General features: G+C 52.0%; 14 protein-coding genes. 6 read left to right on the top strand and 8 right to left on the bottom strand.

Annotation, left to right across the window (positions count from 1 at the left end; all coding sequences use genetic code 11):
* The 5 genes from pglX to KM295_RS15400 form a co-directional block, all read right to left on the bottom strand.
* A partial coding sequence (gene pglX, locus KM295_RS15420) for a BREX-1 system adenine-specific DNA-methyltransferase PglX (RefSeq protein ID WP_256030951.1) occupies positions 1 to 2,661 on the bottom strand: 2,661 nt, incomplete at its 3' end.
* 186 nt (positions 2,662 to 2,847) lie between these two features.
* Positions 2,848 to 6,492: a BREX system P-loop protein BrxC gene (brxC, locus tag KM295_RS15415; RefSeq protein ID WP_256030949.1), complete on the bottom strand. Its 3,645-nt coding sequence runs from the start codon at positions 6,490 to 6,492 to the stop codon at positions 2,848 to 2,850.
* The gene (locus KM295_RS15410) at positions 6,485 to 6,958 is read right to left on the bottom strand and encodes a BREX protein BrxB domain-containing protein (RefSeq protein ID WP_256030946.1); all 474 of its coding nucleotides are present in this window, start codon (positions 6,956 to 6,958) and stop codon (positions 6,485 to 6,487) included. Before KM295_RS15410 ends, brxC begins: the two co-directional genes overlap by 8 nt.
* 85 nt (positions 6,959 to 7,043) lie before the next feature.
* Positions 7,044 to 7,856: a BrxA family protein gene (locus tag KM295_RS15405; protein WP_256030945.1), complete on the bottom strand. Its 813-nt coding sequence runs from the start codon at positions 7,854 to 7,856 to the stop codon at positions 7,044 to 7,046.
* Positions 7,857 to 7,865: 9 nt separating this feature from the next.
* Complete coding sequence (locus KM295_RS15400; protein WP_256030943.1) at positions 7,866 to 8,513, bottom strand: BrxE family protein; 648 nt, start codon at positions 8,511 to 8,513, stop codon at positions 7,866 to 7,868.
* A 117-nt stretch (positions 8,514 to 8,630) separates the two neighbouring features.
* On the opposite strand from KM295_RS15400, the gene KM295_RS15395 reads away from it, so the two are divergent.
* Positions 8,631 to 9,947 carry a metallophosphoesterase family protein gene (locus KM295_RS15395; RefSeq protein ID WP_256030940.1) on the top strand — a complete coding sequence of 439 codons (1,317 nt, stop codon included), beginning with the start codon at positions 8,631 to 8,633 and terminating at the stop codon, positions 9,945 to 9,947.
* Between the two features lie 35 nt (positions 9,948 to 9,982).
* Here KM295_RS15395 and KM295_RS15390 read toward each other — a convergent pair whose 3' ends face one another.
* The gene (locus tag KM295_RS15390; protein WP_256030937.1) at positions 9,983 to 10,867 is read right to left on the bottom strand and encodes an HFX_2341 family transcriptional regulator domain-containing protein; all 885 of its coding nucleotides are present in this window, start codon (positions 10,865 to 10,867) and stop codon (positions 9,983 to 9,985) included.
* A gap of 357 nt (positions 10,868 to 11,224) precedes the next feature.
* Between KM295_RS15390 and KM295_RS15385 the strand changes: the two genes are divergently transcribed.
* Genes KM295_RS15385 through KM295_RS15375 form a run of 3 tightly spaced genes read left to right on the top strand, consistent with a single transcriptional unit; the run spans position 11,225 to position 13,638 of the window.
* Positions 11,225 to 12,082 carry a hypothetical protein gene (locus KM295_RS15385; RefSeq protein WP_256030932.1) on the top strand — a complete coding sequence of 286 codons (858 nt, stop codon included), beginning with the start codon at positions 11,225 to 11,227 and terminating at the stop codon, positions 12,080 to 12,082.
* On the top strand, positions 12,072 to 13,076 hold the full coding sequence (locus KM295_RS15380) for a CBASS oligonucleotide cyclase (protein ID WP_256030929.1): 1,005 nt from the start codon (positions 12,072 to 12,074) through the stop codon (positions 13,074 to 13,076). Before KM295_RS15385 ends, KM295_RS15380 begins: the two co-directional genes overlap by 11 nt.
* Positions 13,069 to 13,638, top strand: coding sequence for a hypothetical protein (locus KM295_RS15375; RefSeq protein ID WP_256030926.1), 570 nt, complete (start codon positions 13,069 to 13,071; stop codon positions 13,636 to 13,638). The genes KM295_RS15380 and KM295_RS15375 overlap by 8 nt, the downstream gene beginning before the upstream one ends.
* 15 nt (positions 13,639 to 13,653) lie before the next feature.
* On the opposite strand, the gene KM295_RS15370 is transcribed toward KM295_RS15375, so the two are convergent.
* A complete protein-coding gene (locus tag KM295_RS15370; protein ID WP_256030923.1) occupies positions 13,654 to 14,415 on the bottom strand; it encodes a DUF429 domain-containing protein in 762 nt (253 codons plus the stop codon).
* A gap of 129 nt (positions 14,416 to 14,544) precedes the next feature.
* On the opposite strand from KM295_RS15370, the gene KM295_RS15365 reads away from it, so the two are divergent.
* On the top strand, positions 14,545 to 15,507 hold the full coding sequence (locus KM295_RS15365; RefSeq protein ID WP_256030920.1) for a PD-(D/E)XK nuclease family protein: 963 nt from the start codon (positions 14,545 to 14,547) through the stop codon (positions 15,505 to 15,507).
* An 83-nt stretch (positions 15,508 to 15,590) separates the two neighbouring features.
* On the opposite strand, the gene KM295_RS15360 is transcribed toward KM295_RS15365, so the two are convergent.
* Complete coding sequence (locus KM295_RS15360; protein ID WP_256030918.1) at positions 15,591 to 16,388, bottom strand: hypothetical protein; 798 nt, start codon at positions 16,386 to 16,388, stop codon at positions 15,591 to 15,593.
* A gap of 577 nt (positions 16,389 to 16,965) precedes the next feature.
* Between KM295_RS15360 and KM295_RS15355 the strand changes: the two genes are divergently transcribed.
* A complete protein-coding gene (locus tag KM295_RS15355; protein WP_256030913.1) occupies positions 16,966 to 17,427 on the top strand; it encodes a PDDEXK-like family protein in 462 nt (153 codons plus the stop codon).
* Positions 17,428 to 17,490: the final 63 nt, after the last annotated feature.

Below are 17,490 nucleotides of genomic sequence, written 5' to 3'. Positions count from 1 at the left end.
CCAAAACAGCAATGAACTGTGACCTCTCAATTGAGAGCACCAGAGGCAAACTCTAGACCGCTTTGCGACACGACCAAGTGCTTGAACTGCATCTACTCCAGACTTCGAAAGGTTATGAATTTCGTCTCCCAAATTATCTTGTACGGGAACGTTGTTAACAGCATTAATATTGAAATGAACGCCTGGATTTAATCCATTCATTATATATCTGACCACAGATGAATTCAGATACCCAAGCAAAGCTATACGGTCAATTCCTTCAATTGGGAGTATCAGCCTCGAAGTTGGTGTAAAAAACCAACCTTCTGGATGAAGGCGAGCTAGGAAGACATTACCGAATTTCTTATAATTTAGACCTGGTTTGCCGTACTGATTTTCGTTCCTCAGGTAGCTACCCCCAAATCCCCGAAGATCTTCTCCTTCGTTTTCCCAGAGAACAACCTTTTCTGTAGAATCATAATATGGTTTCTTTTCACCACCCATCGCAACCGGTCGATATTTATCCCCAATATCTGACTCATCCACTTCCCACCAGCTCCGAATAAAAATATCATCGTCACCAGTGCTAAGACCCTCATAGATAGTCGATATATCCTCGACCTGTGACAATTCCCCGAACAAGGAAAGTATACTTTCTCCAAACCAATATACGAAAGGCGTTCGATCTATTTCTAAAAATGCATCTTGATCAATATCATACACAGCAGAGGGTTTTTGATCGTTCCTTAGACTCTCCGTTATGGATGTCAACCGCCCTACTTTATCAGTAGAGTGTACCAACCTCTTGAATCTGGATGCATGAGTAGTTTCGTCTCGTTTCCTCATACTATAACAGATATTCATATATCCCTCATCCCGATGCTCAAGATGTACAGCGTCGACAAATTGAAGATCTTCAAGTAGTTTTGGCCGTAGCTTCCTGAAATTATACTGAAACATAAATGTCTCCATAGTCACCATCGACATATATCCATTTTCATCGACTAGTTCAGAATTCCGTTCAATAAATGCGGCGTAGATGTCTTTGTTAGTCGTATATTCAGATTTAAGGAATGATTTTAATGAATCATTCATTTTCCTACTTCCCAAATATGGCGGATTTGATACAACAATATCATAATTATGGACCAACATATCTGTTATCCTTACAGTTTTTTGGACTTCATCAGCAAACATACTCTCTATAGGATCATCTTTTTCAAGTGCATCCGTTGCAAGTTCAGTAACATTCTGAAGAAGTCGATCTTTTACATCACCCCACACTTCTTCTTCACCTTCAGCGGATACAAATTTAGTCTGGGTAGAAAACGATCCTTGATCAGTGAATTTTGCCTGACCGGACTTTTCCAGAGAGTCACGATGTTCTTCGAGAGTTTCATCAATTAGCTCTTCAATACGAATTAGACTCCCGAACTCTCTGAGATTATCTAATCGATCCCATATATTCTCCAATATTTGCTTTTCAACCTCAGACTTGGCATTTTCTAAAATATTCTTTTTTCTATCTCCATTTATCAAGACAGCATCAGCAGATGCAATATTTATACGAGGAATCGATACCTCTGGGGATTTTTCTTTAGCCTTTAAATATAGCGATAGTGCTGCAATCTGCGCTGCCCCAGAATCAATATCTATTCCAAAGAGGTTATTCCGAAGAATTTCACGCGGTATATACTTCTCAGGGACTTCTCCTTCTTCCAAATACATCTGATATAGCACATCAAATGCATAGAAAAGCATATGTCCGCTACCACAAGCAGGATCTAAGACTGTTATGTCCTCAACTGCCTTTTTTTCTCGTTCAACTAGTGATTGTTCCAGCGGGGCGAGATAGAAACAATTCTCTTTATTGTCGATGCGAGTGGTCTGACCATACATCTCCAGCCACGTCCTACCAAGCGAATTATCAACCATCCACTCGACAATATATCGTGGAGTAAAGAGCTGGGTCTTCGTAGCTATATCTGTTCCAGCTACTTTGTAATTCTCGTTTTTAATGCGGTCATCAAGTACTTCGCGCTCTTTCTCCCCGAAATACTGATACACCCAACCGAGAGCTTCATCACTCTCCCAAGCTTCGTCGTCGATTGCATCCAGTCCGTCGAGAACTTCCTCTTGAACCTGCGTGTCAAGTTCGATAGCGGTGTGTTCCGATTCCTCGAATATCATCCGAATTTCCGCGCCAATTTCCTGATACGCGAGGTTGAGGGCTGCACCGAAACCGTCATCGGCCGCGTTAGTTAGCTCGCCAGCGACTTCGGCCACGGTGTGGTGTATATATGACCGATTGCCGTATTCCGGACGCTCGGTGATGGTTTCCTCAACGAGGCCGCGAACTTCAATAGTTTTCAGTGCGACGAACCGATTGAGGTAGGTTTTCGTAGCTTCGCGGACGTAATTGGTAATCGAGCGTTCCAGATCGCCTTCTGTGGATTCGAGTTCACGTTCGATAGCGGCATCCAGTGTTCGCCGAGTATGAATTTCGTCGACGGAGAGGTGCGTCAAGTTCTCCAGCGGGAGTCGCTTGTCCTCGTAGATACCGTACTTTTCGAGTTGGCGGCGAAGTTCGTCTTCAAGTGCGTGGCGCGCGCTGAGGATCGTGCTTCGGATAGTTGAGCGCTGGTCCGACGAGAGACCGGGTTGACTGTGGGTTGTGGACATGGATATTAGAGGATGACACGCCGCTGTGAAACGGGTGGGGTGAAGGCGTGCCGTGTCGTGATTCCCACCCGCGGTGACATACCACCGACAAGCAGTCGGCGTCTCTTATAATTGTGGGAGTGTCGATTTCAGAGGTTCCAACTGGGATCCGAACTCTGTCTGAAACCTCGAATACCGGTGTGTTAGCTACCGGAATCGGATTTCTACATCACTGTCTTGATCGAGGAGTTCCTTGACTTCTGCCCGGAGCTCGGAGATTGGTTGGTCGATGTCGTCCGGATCGGTGACGACGACAGTTCCGAAGATGGAGTCAATATCCACACTCTCTCGAACCGTCCCGTCTTCTTCATCGTCTTCTAAGTCGTCGATCTCGGTTTTCGCAGCGTCCTCGTACGCATCGACGGTTTGGATATGCTCAATAAGTCGTGGGAGTGACGGCATCGGATTGATGTGCTCCTCGTTAGAGATATTCAGATCGACTGATCCATCACCCTGCCGTTCCGTCAGATCGGATAGAGCGGCGTCGAGATCGGTTTCTTCGATGTCCGACCCAGCGTATGCCCGGACGGTTTCGATGGACTCGGTGTACGTCTCGTGGCGTTTCTCGTACAGGGATTCGTACGTGGTCGTGAAGGCTTCGGCGGCAGTTCGGTAGTCAGTCTTGACATTGTTCCACTGGCTGATGACACCTTCCGTGTCTAACGTATCAGCAACGCGGCGGGCCGCCTCACGCGCTTCATCGCTGATGTCGACGAGCCCAGCGTGGTCATCGGCCTCGTCGACGAGGGACTCCCACTCGGTCGTGATGAACCGCTGGATGGTTTCGTAGGTCTCTAACCGGTTCTGGCCGCCAGTCTCACCGCAGAATTCGGCCACATCCTTCGCGGTTTTCGTGAGGCCTTCGAGTTCGTCTTCGAAGTCGACGAACTGTTTGATGCGCTTGGCCGACGTGGGCTGTTGCAGCAGGTTGTTTAATCGCGTCTGGAATTGCTCTACGTCGTCTGCCAGCGGGAAGTCGACCCGCTGGAGTTGCGAGAGGAGTGTGCTCGTGGTTGAAACCCACTCGTTGGCTGCCTCTCTGATCCCCTCGTCGACGGCCTGGTCGGTCGATTTGACCTTCCGGTCGAAGAGCCGGTCAAGGAGCTGCTTCGCATCCGTACGCGTTTCGACATCGACAGTCTCCCGCTCATCGAACGACGTGGACTTGAATTTCGTTACCTGCGTGAACAGCTCTTGTGCGCCGTCCTCGGAATACGTCTCGTACGTTCGCTCCTTGTGTGTCGGAATGACGGATCCGTTTCTAAAGAGCACGGCAGCGGCCAGGCGAACGACTTCCCGGCTCCACCCGTACGGTGGTTCAGCGAAGTGGTCGACCAGATCGCTTCCAGAGCGGGACTCTCCGGCTTTCTCGCGTCGCTGGATTTCGTCTTCGACTTCGGAAGCGATGCGGGCCTCTGCGATGAGATCGCCGTCTTGGACGACGCCGAGGTCCGAGAATACAGATGGGTTCGACGAGCCTTGGAGATCTCCGAATATCTGCTCGATGTGACGTTCTTTGACCGTGGCTGACCCGTGTTTGAAACTGGAGAAGACTTTGGGAATGGCGTTGTCCGTCTTCCGCGACACGAGCGAACTAAGTGAGGTGCTTGTCGTGTCGAATTCCTCGGTGTCACCGTTGTAGATGAGTGTGCCGCGCTGGAAGCTCCGTTTGAACTCGCGTTCGACTTCGTTACGGAGACGCTGGAGATCTTCCTGTTTCTGCCCAAGGGCTTCCTGCTCCTCTTGGCTGAGTTCGTTCCCCCGTTTTGACTTGACGACGGTGTTGATCTGGTAGATCGATTTCAGCTTCTCGTAGATGCTGTGTTGCTTCTCGTCGTCGGCAATCCAGTACAGCGTATCATCTTCACTGAAGCTCTGTGTCTTCAGCCCATCCGGGTCGAGATCTTCGTACCGCTGGTGGATCGGTGAGTAGGTTTTGAGATCGACGTGTCCGTTCGACGTGATGGTTTCTCCGTCAATACTCAGATTCAACTGGAACGTTTTCCCTTGGTAATTGACGCGTGATGTCTCGTCGAGGATCTCGTTCAGGAAGCGCTTCGAGGAGCGACGGATGTCGCCGGGGCCGACCTCGATGCTTTTGATTTCGTTTTCGAGTTCGCGCTCGGTCTCTCGAAGGAACCGGTAGCCCTCTTCGCTTCGCCCGACGAGCCCGGCTTCGACGAGTGCATCAAGCGTGTCTTGTACGTCGTTTTCTAACTGCTTCGTGGGGCCGAGCTCAGTCTGGAGTGAGGTTGCAATGTTGTCGGCAGTGTTCGGGATCCAGGGGAGTTGTTGGAGTAGGTAGAGTGACTTGAGAACGCGGCTGGCGATTTCTGGGTCGGCGTTCTTGGGTGTGGCTTCCCGGATGGATTTGACATCGTTGCTCGGGATGTCGTTGCTGATCTCGTCGAATATCATATCGAGCGTGACGAGCGCCCCGAGTTCGTCGTCGTAGAGATGGGCCTCGTCTTTCAGCACGCTCTGTGTGACATCGATGAGTGTTCGCTCGCTACCCGCGAGTTGGTCATCCGAGCCTTTGCCCAGCGCCTTGAACATCTCCGGGAGAATGTCGAGCTGGTACGGAAGGAATGGGTAGCAGTCGATGAAATTCTCTCTCGTGATTGGCTTCAGACTCTGACCGGAATCGAGCTTGTACCTGGCGGAAAGGATGCCTTCGTGCTGATCGTACAGGTTGCCGATGGCTTCTCTGGCGTCGCCTTTCTTGCTGAGAACACGGTCACGGACGACCTTGTCGAGGTTTTCGGATGTGAGATCGAACCGGTGTGGGAATCGATCGATGACTTTCGATTCCTCGGCTTCTTTTTCGAGGACCCCGGGGATGAGCTGCTGGAGCTGTTCTTGGGATGTGACTCCGAGGTACACCTTCCCCTTGCCTTTCTGGCCGAACTCCTCGACGATACTCTGGAGTTCTAAGAGGAGCTGTCCGTCATCTCCGATGAACTGGGAGATCTCGTCGATGAAGACGAAGTATCGGGAGTTGTTCCCTGTTTCGCGTTCCTGCTGTTCGACGTATTCGACGATGTCTTCCGCGAGGGTCGAAGCGTTGATCAGAACGTTGTCCTGAACATCGTCGATCGCACGGGCTGCGTCGTCTTCGTCGTCGAACTCGTCTGTCGCCTCTACCAGTGCAGTCTCCATATCGGATCGCACGAACATCGCATCCTTCCGGGCCTCTGTCCAGTCTTTCCCGGTGTTTGACTCGATGGTAGCGACGAAGTCGTCGTACACGCCTCGTGATTCGAGTTCCTGTTCCATCTGGGCGACCCAGGGCATAGAAGCGTACCCGCGGGACGTGTTGAATTCACGGTGAATGATCTCGGTGATGGATTCACTTCCAGATGCATCGGCCTTCGCGCCGATCTGGAACATCAACACCTCGGAATCGAATTTGTTCGTGACCGACGAGACGGCTCCGTCGAGCATCTCGTTGCCCTCGATCCGATCGCGGAACATCTCCGCTGCATACGTATCCCCGAACTCCCGGTTTTCCAGGACGTGACCGAGGATCTTCATGAAGTGGCTTTTCCCGGATCCGAAGAACCCGGAAACCCACATTCCTACGTCCTCTGTTTGGGCGTGTTCCGTGTCGATGACGGCCTCTAGGGCGTCCGAGAAGTGCCGTTCGAGTTGCGGTGTGAGGATGTACTCTTCGAGTTCTTTCTTGACGACGCTCGGGTCATCGTTATCGACTTTGACGACCCGGTCGATCTTCCGATTGATCGGCCGGTAGAAGATCTCGTTGATTTGGTAGGTAGAAGTAGTGTCACTCATGTCCGATCACCTTCGCGCGGTAATATGTTCCCTCAGATTCGTCGAGGAATCTTAAACTCTTGTCATCAACGGTCGCAGGATAGCAAAACACGATAGGGGTCTCATCTGGTGTGTTCGTTTCCAACTGCCCCATCAGAGTAGAGGCACTAGCGAACGGATACAGGATACCCATTCGATACACGATAACGGTGTCTGCGTCTTCGGCCTGCGTGGCGATAGCCGATGCGAGTTGTCCCATTTCACCGTCGTCGAGTAGTGAGGATTTCAATCCGCTGAGCAACTGTTCACGATCTCGGCGTTCGAGGTCGATTACGTTGTCGAGGATGCCTCGCTCCTCTAGCACGCTGAAGACGAGGTCACGCATATCGATCCCGGCAACCGTTTGGTCGTGGTACTCCAGTTTCTCGATGAGACTCCGAACTTCCTCATCGACTTCGATTTCGTCGGCGGGGTCGTACGTGAACACGATGAATGGAACTCCCGCTCGCTTTCCGACTTCCTCTCTATCCTCTCGAACGAGCCGTTCGACTTCTTCGAGTCGTGTCTGAAAGTCAGAAAGCATCGATCAACTTGTCTACTGTCTCGTGTTTCATTCTCAATCGTTCTGTCGATCCGCGTTTCTCATAGTTAATGTACTGTGGCGAAATATCGCGGATTCGGCGCTGGACTTCGGATTCATCCATCAAGAATAGTTTCCAGTCATCGTGTTCTATCACGTCCGATGCGGATGCAGCCTCTTCGTCGAAGAGACGATACACGACGTACGCGATCGTTTCGTCAGGGATGTAGGTGACTGCGAATTCCTTTCGCTGTCTACCTTCTAACAGGCCGAAGTTTCTGAGTGAAGTGAGATACTTCGTTGCTGCCTCATTGATCGTCGAGTCGGACCGGTCACGAAGGTCAGCATAGTCGTCCTTGATGGATTTGATGAACGTGACGATGTCTTCGGCCTGGATAGAGAGAGTGCCGCGCTGAAACTCGGGATAGAGGAATTCGATCGTGATGAGGCGGATGAATGGGTCTTGGGCGAACTCGTAGTAGAGACACCAATCGGCTACATCACTCCGAACGTCAGCTGAAAGTACCCGCATTAGCGGGGTCTCGGTGTAGTCTTCTTTACTCGGGATGTGTCTCCGGGTTACCTCGCGGAGAATGTTCGTTCGGTACTCGTCCGTGTTTTTGTTCAGGATGTTGTCTTCGACCACCATCCGCTCCAGTTCATCGTACGATTCTGATTCGGTATACGCCTGAAGGATTCGCTTGGTCTCGTCGATGTAGGTACTGTGATGGGCGATTTTTGGGTCAAGACTCGTGGCTTGATCGTCGTTGTCTTCGTCTTCAGGCTCCAGGTGCTCGTTGCTCATATGGAGTCCTCACGCGCTTTCCGATTTAAGTTCCGAGTTGAGTGGATAATACGGGACGTGTAGCCGTTCCGTATTTTGGCCGTAGCCACGCAACAGAGTGGCCAGCAGTCGCCATTTCTCTGCCTCAATCTCGGACTGGTCGAATCCATCTTCGCTGATACGATATGACTCACTCCCCGGATCGGGGAGTGAAATGGAAGCGACGGAGATATTCGATGCCATCTGTTCAATAATCGGGTCCGCCCAATCGGTCTCTAGAGACTGGACAGAGAGATCCTCAAGGTCAGTCAATAATGGTTCATCGGGTGCGTTGAGATCTTCGATGGCAGCTCCGAGTTGTGCTTCGAGCTTTGGACCGAACGAAAACAGCGAGATGGAATCGGCAGGGAGTACATCCGATTCTGCTTTCCGCCCGACCTTCATTGCAAGGTTGACCTGAGACTGCAACCGGGTTTTAGGAGTCACTTCTTCCAGTCTTGCTCGGCCAGTTTCTGAGAGGACACGTGAGTCCCACCATGCTTGATTATTCGATTCACCAACGCGTTCGATCAATAACCGGGACCCAATGAGATCTAGAAAGAAGTCATCTTCCAGTCCCGCCTCGCGGAGATTCTGCCGTGTTGAGGTAAATACCTCGACGAGATCGTGTGAAGGCATATGTACATCCTCAAGTCGGGATGGCTTAGAACCAGCGCATCGACTCTTCGAGCACTGAATAGTATCTGGCTCGGTACGGAACAAATATCACCGTACGGTAGGGAGTTAGCGAGTACGATGGGTGCTGGGAACGAGTTGGTGGAGTTGTATGACGGTTTTTCGGTTCTCTATAGCTCGCTGCCTGAGGAGACGGATTTGGAGTGGAAGCGGGCAGTAAAATCGGTGTTGTACGGTGGAGAACTGTTGGCTGAGGAAGCGTCGTGTTATGGTGAACAGCAGAATAAGCGGAATCATAAGAAGCGGAAAGAGTACGTCCGCCGATATGGTGACGGGTCACGAATTACGGAATTTTCAGCCATCACGGTGGCGGAGCCACGGCCACAAGATCGACAGTATGTTCCATCCGGTGCGGTGATCCCGGTTGCACCGGAGTCTGGAGAGGTGCTCCCGGTATACGTCTCGACGAACGAAGTCGATCGAGCGATTTCATTATTGGCGGAGTTTCCGGCTGAGCCGGCGGCAGATCGGCCGGGTGATGGTGTCGATGTGTTGCTTGATCCGGCTCGTGTTCGCCGTGCTCGGGAGAATACAGGACAGGGATCAGGGGGCGATGCGGTAACGGTGCTGTTTGTGAGTGATACGCACCTTGGGTATGAGAATCGGGCTGTTACGGGGCGCGGCAAGATGGTGTCGTGGATCAATGAGGTGTCGAGTACCGAGGCGTTCGCACGAATCGTAACGATTGCGATTGAGCAGGATGTTGATGCGGTTATTCATACGGGCGATATTGTCGATCACGAGGTTGACCAGGAAACTCTCGACAGCGCTGCGGCGAGGTTGGAGCTATTATCCAAGGTAGGAATCCCGGTCTACTGTATCATTGGCTCACACGACCGAGATTCATACGCACCTCAACACACGAATTCGGAGAATGGGATCGCGTGGTTACAACAGCAGGTTAGAAAGGGCACTCTCGTGGAACTCTCGACGAGTCCAACGCCGGTTGCTGGCGGGCCGCTTGACGCGTATGGGATTCCAGCGGGAAATACGGGGATCGACGACGTTTCGAAGTTCAAGCCACTGGGCTGGGAACCATCAGATATGGAGTTCGGAGCGTCGTCACCCGGGCCGAACGTTCTCTGTCTGCATGAAGGCGTCACGCCGTACCGAGATCGATCAACTGCTGATATTGATCTGGACCAGTTGCTCACCCAGTCCGGAGTCTCGTTCGATTGCGTACTGGTCGGGGATGAGCATCGGCCGAAAGACGATGACTTCGATACCGGGTACTCATTCGAGACAGAGGACGGAACACCGGTGTTCTACACTGGGCCAGCATTGCGAATCAGTGAACCGTATCGTGACCGAGATGCCTTCGTGACTGAACTCACAATATCGACGAAGGAAATCACAGAAACGCGGCATACGATTTGATCAGCATACAGAAGGATAATTGAAGTCAAGCCATATCAGTGGGTTCGAACCCACAGACTACCCATTTTTGAAAGGCTCACTTTGTGGCTATTGCCTGCTTCCTCACGGTGAATATATCCCTTCTCGATGAGTTCTTCAACGTTGTACTGTACGCGACTTCGGAAGGCGTCATCGAATTCTTCGCCTTTGCTTTCTGCGAGACCGCGGCCAACACTGGAAATGGAGCCAGCGGGGCCCTCACGGGCTAGAAAAGAAAGGATTTCTTTCTCAGTATCGTTGAGATTGGCCATTGGCGGCGGTGGAAACTCGACATGCTGGTCGCCGTTCAATTGTTTCGTCCCACGAGTGACGCCACGGTTCATCACGTTACTCACTAAATCAGCCATCTGATCTTTTCGTTCACGAAGTTCCGCGTCATCCGTCTCTTCTAACCGGTCATCAAGGAATGCGATCTCTGTCTCTAATTCCTCGATCATATCGATTACCATGTACTTCTCAGGGGAGACGTAGTAGGTGTGGATGCGGCTCCGTTGTGCCGGATCTTCGATGATATGTGCTGCTCCAGCGGTGGCAAAAGCAAAGGCGACCGTTCTGGGCATTGATGAGATATTGAGATAGACAGTTTGTCCGTCTTCGATTTCGTTGGCGATTATCTCGTAAGCGAAGACGTACAGACCCTCGTAATCGTAAATATCGTCCACCGTGACGTGATTCACCTCGATTCCAAGGATCCTATCAAAAGCGTCGTTGAGCTCTTCGACCATCGTATTCGCAAGTTCAGCCCGTCGATTGTTCTCTGGATCACTAGTTGAGTGGATGAGAAGCACACGGTCGGTTTCTTGGAATGTTCCTTGTGAAATCGGTTGAATGAGACGTTCGAAATCGAAACCGACTGGGATGACGTGAACGTTCTCGCTCATTTCTTACCAATCGGGTATGATGATAGAAAAGTTTTGCTCAGAGTAGGGAGCTTGGCAAATGAGATCCGCTAATACTGGGCCTAACTAGCTCAGATGACCACGTATGACGCCTGTGTGATTGAATTCTCACGTGACATTTATCCATGTCAATGGCCAACAGTAGGTAACGATGTGATACGTCCACAGGAATGGTACCGAGGTACGTAATGCCCGTCCGTTGGGGCGGACGGGCGTGAGCCCCGGTCGGAATGCGATCGGCAGTAAGGCTGCACGCTCCTGTTCTACTGCCGGTGTGTTAAAATTTCGGCTGGGTGAGGAAGCCGCGGTCAGTACATTAGAGGTTTCAAGCAACGCGAGATGAGACGCGAACAGCGAGCGACGGTCGAATCGACAGGATTCACCGCGGGGACTCCCCTTCCGGATAATCCGGGGGTGGTGATCCCTCGGTTAGAGCGATCTACGGTTCATCAGGAGTTCGTACGGGCGAATCCACATCTGTCAGTAGTGATGATTAGTGTTGAAGCAGCGAGGAGATTCGTTGAGCGAGATGTCACAGCTGCATCAGCGTTTCCGGATGTACTCGTTGCTGTGACGACAACGATCCACGATGAGAAGTTGGATTGGTGGTATCCGGATCGGGAAGTCAGCCTTGTACGTGACTTCCAGCCAGATATTTATCTCCCGTGCGATCGACCGGTTTACGCAGGCGATAGTCCGGCCGAGCGCGGTGATACGATTCGGCGGTATCTGAAGGATCTTGCTGATGTCACTGGCCGCCTCGAAGATGCTCCCGTAGCGATTGTCCCCTTGGTGAAGGGCGTGACAGAGGCGGAACGTCGTCGATGCTACCAGAAATTTCGGGAGCTTGGACTTGATCGGTGGGCCTACTATTGCGCCCAGTATTTCCTGTACGGAAATCGTGGGGAGACGTTGGTTCAAGACGTACATTCCATCGCCAAGGAAGGATCTCCGCGTGGACTGATGCTCGTGGGGCTCCAGTCTGGCTCCTATCTCGGTCGAATGCCTGCCGAAGTGTTTGCTGCGGCAGGCAAGCGGTGGATCGGCCAGTCAAACCTTCGGAACGACGCACTCAGTATGCAACAGATACAACGTCACTACGGCACGTGGAAGCGGCAAATAGAGACTATCCTTGACGGTGGGCAAACCCGTCTCAGCGACTACGGTTCACCGGGGGTGACTGTCCGTGGGGACTAGGATCACATCACCTGATCGCTCCGGAAGCAGCGAGGGTGATGGCCCTGGCGGTGGTGCTGCTGGAGATGGTGATGGTGAACAAACCCAACTCCCCTCTGAGCGGAGTCAGGCCGAGCAGGCTGCCGAGGAAGTCTGTGAGGAAGAGGCCGATGAAACGGCTGTGTCCGAGCAGAAAGGTGAACAGGTTGCTGAACGTCGGGCGGAGATACGAGAAACGCTTGACGAATCGCTGGAGATCGAAGAACAGCACATCTTCGGTTCGCTGACTCGGGGGACGCTTGTCGGACCGCTCGATGAGAACTCAGACACGGACGTGATGTACGTGCTGGATCGTGACGAACACGGTACGTGGCTCACTGACGAGAATGGCCCTCGGAACTGTCTGCAAAATATCAAACATCATCTCGAAAATGATCCGCGATACGACGCGGCCGACATCTCTATCGATCGGAATGTCGTCGCGGTTCAGTTCGACGAGTTCACTGTCGAAGTCGCTCCTGCCTTCCGGCAAGGGGATGATTACGTCATTCCGGATACGTACAGTGGCGGCCGTTCGTGGGTGCGAACCAATCCTCGACAGTATAAACAGCAGTTCGAAGCAGTCGATTCCAACCGGAACGGGAACGTATCCAAGCTAGCCCGGTTGGCCAAGGCGTACAACGAGCGAACCGGTAAGCAGGTATCGTCATACCATATGGAAGTGATGGCGTACCAATACGCTCGGACACGCCCTCAATCAGACGAGCCATTTGACGAGTTGGTGGATGGGTTCTTTGAACAGTTACCCCGTCGGCTCTCCAGCGGCACGCACGACCCTGCGACCGGGCAGCAAATCGACGATGAACTGTCACGAGAGCAGCGCGAGTCAGCGATTTCAGATGCAAAACAGGCCAAAGAGAAGCTACAGCGTGCGAAGCGACTCAAGCAATCAGGGAACGCAGAGGAAGCAGAGCGGCTGTATCAAGAGGTCATAAACGGGGAACTCGATGACTGATGACGTGAATAGTAGCATCGAGGCCGGTTCTCCTAAACGCGAGCAGGTCAAAGAGCGATCACAGGAATTGGCCGTCAGTCTGTGGTATACGTACAATCAGCATTTCAAGGTCGCAAACGGATACCGTTACTGTCGGGTGTCAATCGATGTAATGACGGCAGTCATCGGCGGAATCCTCACGTACGCACTCATCTGGGACGGCGTTTCTACGGACGTGATGATAGCGCTTGCAGTCACGATTGCCGTCTTAACCGGGATTCGCAGTGCGGTCAAACCCGGGAAGCAAGAAAGCCAGTTTCGCCAATCTGCTAATGAGTACAAGTATCTGTTCGACGGTGTCCGGGATTTTCTAAAATTAGAGATAGAGGACCCGAGTAAGTCTACTGACGAATTGGTCGCACAGTATCGTGACTACAATAACCGGCGGCGGGAGCTAAACCGAGACGCTCCTGACGCGGGGAGTCTCTGGCACAAGTACGTCCAGTGGCGGGTCGGAGATGATGGTCCAGATGACATTAGCGTCACTGATGCTGAGATACAGAAGATTATGGGAAGTGACTGATTGCTACTTCTGGAGTCAGTCTAATTCTGAAGGTGAACGATAGGCCATTCGCTGTGGTGGAGTATGGTCGGCGTCGCTGGTGAGTAACCAGAACTCCTTCTCGGGTGCAGCTGCAGTATACATCGCTGCGAGGGCATCTAGTACGTCATCGATCCCGATCCCGGCAGTTTCGTCGATATTGTCTTTGACTGCGGTGAGTGTCTCGCCAAGGATTGCTGCTGCGTCGTCGGCGACCGTGTCGAGGGCTTCGATGCGTTCAGCGGCACCGTGGGCTTTCGTCTTGCTATACTGCGGTGGCGATTTGGAGAACGCGGTGAAGCACAGCTCTGGGTGAACTTCGTAGATCACGTCGGTAGTATCCTGCGTACACTGCTCGATGAAATCGTTCACTTCGAGGATCTGGTTGCGGATGGCGTACGCGGGGGGTTGGACGCCGACGCCGTCGGTATCATCGGTTCGCGTGGCCTCACGGCTCTTTTGGTTGACTTCTTGAGGCGTGTCGGCTTCGAGTGCTTGACGAACGGGGACGCGGAAGACCGTTGACGTACGGTCCAGGTGCGATCGGCATTCCTTGTCGACGGCGCGTTCGTTCGGGCCGGTTGGTAACCCGATCGGGATGTCGATACAGAGTCGGTCAATGTCGTGGCCGTCATCGTAGGCGTCCCAGAGGTCTCTGATTGTATCGTATGTCTCTGGGTGGGGTGCAGTCTGGTGTGGGCGGTGTTCGAGGCAGAGCCACGTGCCGCCAGCCCAGTCGACGCCGAGTGCGGTACTCATACGTCGTTCTGTTAGCCAACCCGTATCAAGCTATCCGGCGAGCTCCTTGACGGCACCTGTCAGTCATCGGTTCATATCCACTTAGTGAGCGTAAGAACGAATATTTGTGAGGTGCTCCTGGGCTGACGAATGGACATCGAGAACGGGGAACCAATTGAGAGTGCTGGTGAACAAGAAATCGATTTCATAATCGTCCAGCTGTTGGAGACCTCGGTGGATTTCAGGCAGTGGCTTGTGAGCCAGGCCGTTCCGGATCTTGACATCAGTAGTTATCTCGGGAGCGCTATGCACGCGACGTACGCCGGTGAAGGGGAGTCAGATGTTGAGTTCGGTTTTCGATCGGGGTCGGACCACCGGCACTTGGTCTTGATTGAAAACAAGATCGACGCGAGTAAGCAACCGGATCAGGTTGAGCGGTATTTTAATCGAGGACAATATCGGGTTGATCGCGGGTCGTGGGACTCCTTTACCGTCTGTCTGTTAGCGCCAGAGAGTTACGTGTCGGACGAAGACGAAGCAGCATTCGATTCGATCATCCGTTACGAGGACGTACTCGACTATCTCGAAGATGCGACTCATGATAGTGCGGCGTTTTTCTCAACGGTATTCGAGTCAGGGATGCGGAGAGGTCGATCCCCGACAACTGATGCGTCTGATGTGCTGCGATCCATCGCTGACCAATTCCAGACGAGAACCGAAATTCCGAACCTCGTCCAGACAGTTGATTTGAAAAAACGCGCGGGGTTCCGATCGACGCATCCGCAGCACCCAGATGCCGTCCAGTACGATGTGTATATCGGTGAGACGGGGGAGAGTGGACGATCGACCGTTCGACTACAGATTGCGAGCGATGAGGGGTTGACCGACTCGGAACGAGAGAGACTCAAAACAATCGCCTCGCAACACGTGGAGTCTCTCCCGGACTACGAGTGGTATCCACATCGCAAGAAGAACATCATCAATACGAAGATCTGGCACGAAGACGCCGTCCAAGATCCGGAGTACGGCTCGTATGTCGACGCGATCGTTGATGAACTCATCACGCTGTCCGAGACTTTCCATCCGGTATTCGTGCAGAATTCCACCGACTGAGTCGGTCTTGTTGAGACCTTCTACGGCAGCTCTGTTAAAGTTCTATCTTAAATTCTCGAAAAGCCGAATTTAATGAATTCGAATCACGCTTGCTCATCATCGCCAGATAACGTGATCTCTGCTGGTGCTTCTAGTCTGATAGCGCTGTCCGAACTTGGCATCGGCTGGGAGATTACAACCCTAAAAACCACATCTAGAAATTCATCATACTCGTCGTCTGGCTCACCTAGATCCGTCTCTTGATCAAAGTACACCATGAAGTCCTTACCCTCATTAACATAGAGCATCGAATCATCAACATCCAGGCCTTTCGGGAGCGAGGTATCCTCTGCTCGCTTTTGAACTAGATCAATTTCATCGCTATTCGTTACGAGAACGTCTTTAATGCCGAAGCTGGGGGTAATGCGCCGAATATCCAGCCGGTTCCCCTGGATTTGAAGTTGGGTGCCACCAGAGACAGATAGACCCTCACGCAGCCAGTCATTCACCTCTGTCGTGTACGAGTCTGCGTACGGGATAAACACTGTATCCGCATCGTCAACCCGCTCAACTGCCTCTTCTATCATACTGTACGATAACTCTTCCATCTCTGCCGACTCAATCACCCCATCTTCTGCGGCATTGACTAAATCATTCAATACGAAATTCTCTTCTCCGGTAACGATACTCCGGGCCATTGGATGGGTCGTCGGCTTGAGTATACCCTGCTTGAAAACCTCTACTGGGATGGGCGTTCGTTTCCCGATCTGAACATATTCCAGATTCTTGTCGGTCTCGCTGTAGAACTGACGGTTACATATCTCTGGAAGCAGGGTTTCTTCACGGTATTCTTCCTGCATCTGGCGTGCAAACTCCTCTTGAACATCTTTGTCAACACTCATGGATTACCCCCAGATTGTTGTGGTGGAGATTCCGGGATCTTCTCACCTTCACCTGCGATATTCGGCATGTCTGGATCGTCTACCCTAGTTCTCTCGTAGTCTTGCATACTGCGGGACATCCGATTCTGCTTTCGTTGCTGTTTCTTGTCTTTCCTAAGTCCATGAAGAGCGTGCAGCACAAACAGGATCCCAATGACCGTCAACACGTAGTGCGGGAACGGTATAACAACATAAGTCCGGCCAATAGTAGTGACGCCGGCAATAATAAGAATAGACCCGATTGTACCTGTCGCTTTGTAGTATCCGCTAAAATCTGGTTGAGGCCCAGTCGATAGGACAACCATCGAATATCCTCTGATTCTGAATTACTCAGGGGATGTCTTGAATGTATCCTAAAATAGGAATCTGGGGTGAGGTAACTCATTATCCAGAATTACCGAGCTGCTAAGCTCAACCTCTATGTCTTGCAGCCAATTTCTGTTAGTGCTATCTACCCCCTAAAAGACGTGTGTGAACTGGTTATGTCAAAGTTGAAGCCACAAGTAGTTTGAAGAGCGCTTGGCAACCCATCACACATATGTCTGAGAATCTCCCTGAGTTTGACCGCAATGATTTAGAGGAATTTGTGCAGGAGTATATCGAGCTTGACCGTCGGGTTCAACGACCGAAAGACATCTACTCGGTGCTTCGCGGGCCGCGGGAACGAAAGTACCAGTACACGCTTCGGTACTTCTTGGATCCGCGGAAATCCCACGGCTTCGGATATACACTCCTGAACTGCTTTTTTGAGTGTCTGGACTTCTATGAGTTCAATCTCCCTGGACAGCACATTGAGATTGAAGACGAAGTTCAGATTGGAGATGCAGGTTCTGACGGCCGGATTGATTTGGTTATTTGCGGTGGGAGTGCGTTGGCTGACCACCCGCGATGGGCCGTGTTCTTGGAACTGAAGGTCGGGGCAGATGAAGGCGACGAGCAAACAACAACGTACGCATCGGCGGATACGTGGAATTTTACCTGGTTTGAGAGCGTGTCATAGAAAGCCTCCCAAGGGAGGCCGCAGGGTTTGGAAACTGTGTCCAGCAGTACCAACGCCCTGCAA

It is taken from the genome of Natronomonas aquatica, from assembly GCF_024449025.1.
Taxonomy (GTDB): Archaea; Halobacteriota; Halobacteria; order Halobacteriales; family Haloarculaceae; genus Natronomonas; species Natronomonas aquatica.
This window is presented reverse-complemented; position numbering and strand designations above follow the sequence as displayed.

Excerpts from the sequence above, each read along its gene's own strand:
- KM295_RS15370 (WP_256030923.1), bottom strand. The coding sequence starts at position 14,415 with ATGAGTACCGCACTCGGCGTCGACTGGGCTGGCGGCACGTGGCTCTGC.
- KM295_RS15355 (WP_256030913.1), top strand. The coding sequence starts at position 16,966 with ATGTCTGAGAATCTCCCTGAGTTTGACCGCAATGATTTAGAGGAATTT.
- KM295_RS15375 (WP_256030926.1), top strand. The coding sequence starts at position 13,069 with ATGACTGATGACGTGAATAGTAGCATCGAGGCCGGTTCTCCTAAACGC.
- brxC (WP_256030949.1), bottom strand. The coding sequence starts at position 6,492 with ATGAGTGACACTACTTCTACCTACCAAATCAACGAGATCTTCTACCGG.
- KM295_RS15365 (WP_256030920.1), top strand. The coding sequence starts at position 14,545 with ATGGACATCGAGAACGGGGAACCAATTGAGAGTGCTGGTGAACAAGAA.
- KM295_RS15400 (WP_256030943.1), bottom strand. The coding sequence starts at position 8,513 with ATGCCTTCACACGATCTCGTCGAGGTATTTACCTCAACACGGCAGAAT.
- KM295_RS15360 (WP_256030918.1), bottom strand. The coding sequence starts at position 16,388 with ATGAGTGTTGACAAAGATGTTCAAGAGGAGTTTGCACGCCAGATGCAG.
- KM295_RS15405 (WP_256030945.1), bottom strand. The coding sequence starts at position 7,856 with ATGAGCAACGAGCACCTGGAGCCTGAAGACGAAGACAACGACGATCAA.
- KM295_RS15390 (WP_256030937.1), bottom strand. The coding sequence starts at position 10,867 with ATGAGCGAGAACGTTCACGTCATCCCAGTCGGTTTCGATTTCGAACGT.
- KM295_RS15385 (WP_256030932.1), top strand. The coding sequence starts at position 11,225 with ATGAGACGCGAACAGCGAGCGACGGTCGAATCGACAGGATTCACCGCG.
- KM295_RS15395 (WP_256030940.1), top strand. The coding sequence starts at position 8,631 with ATGGGTGCTGGGAACGAGTTGGTGGAGTTGTATGACGGTTTTTCGGTT.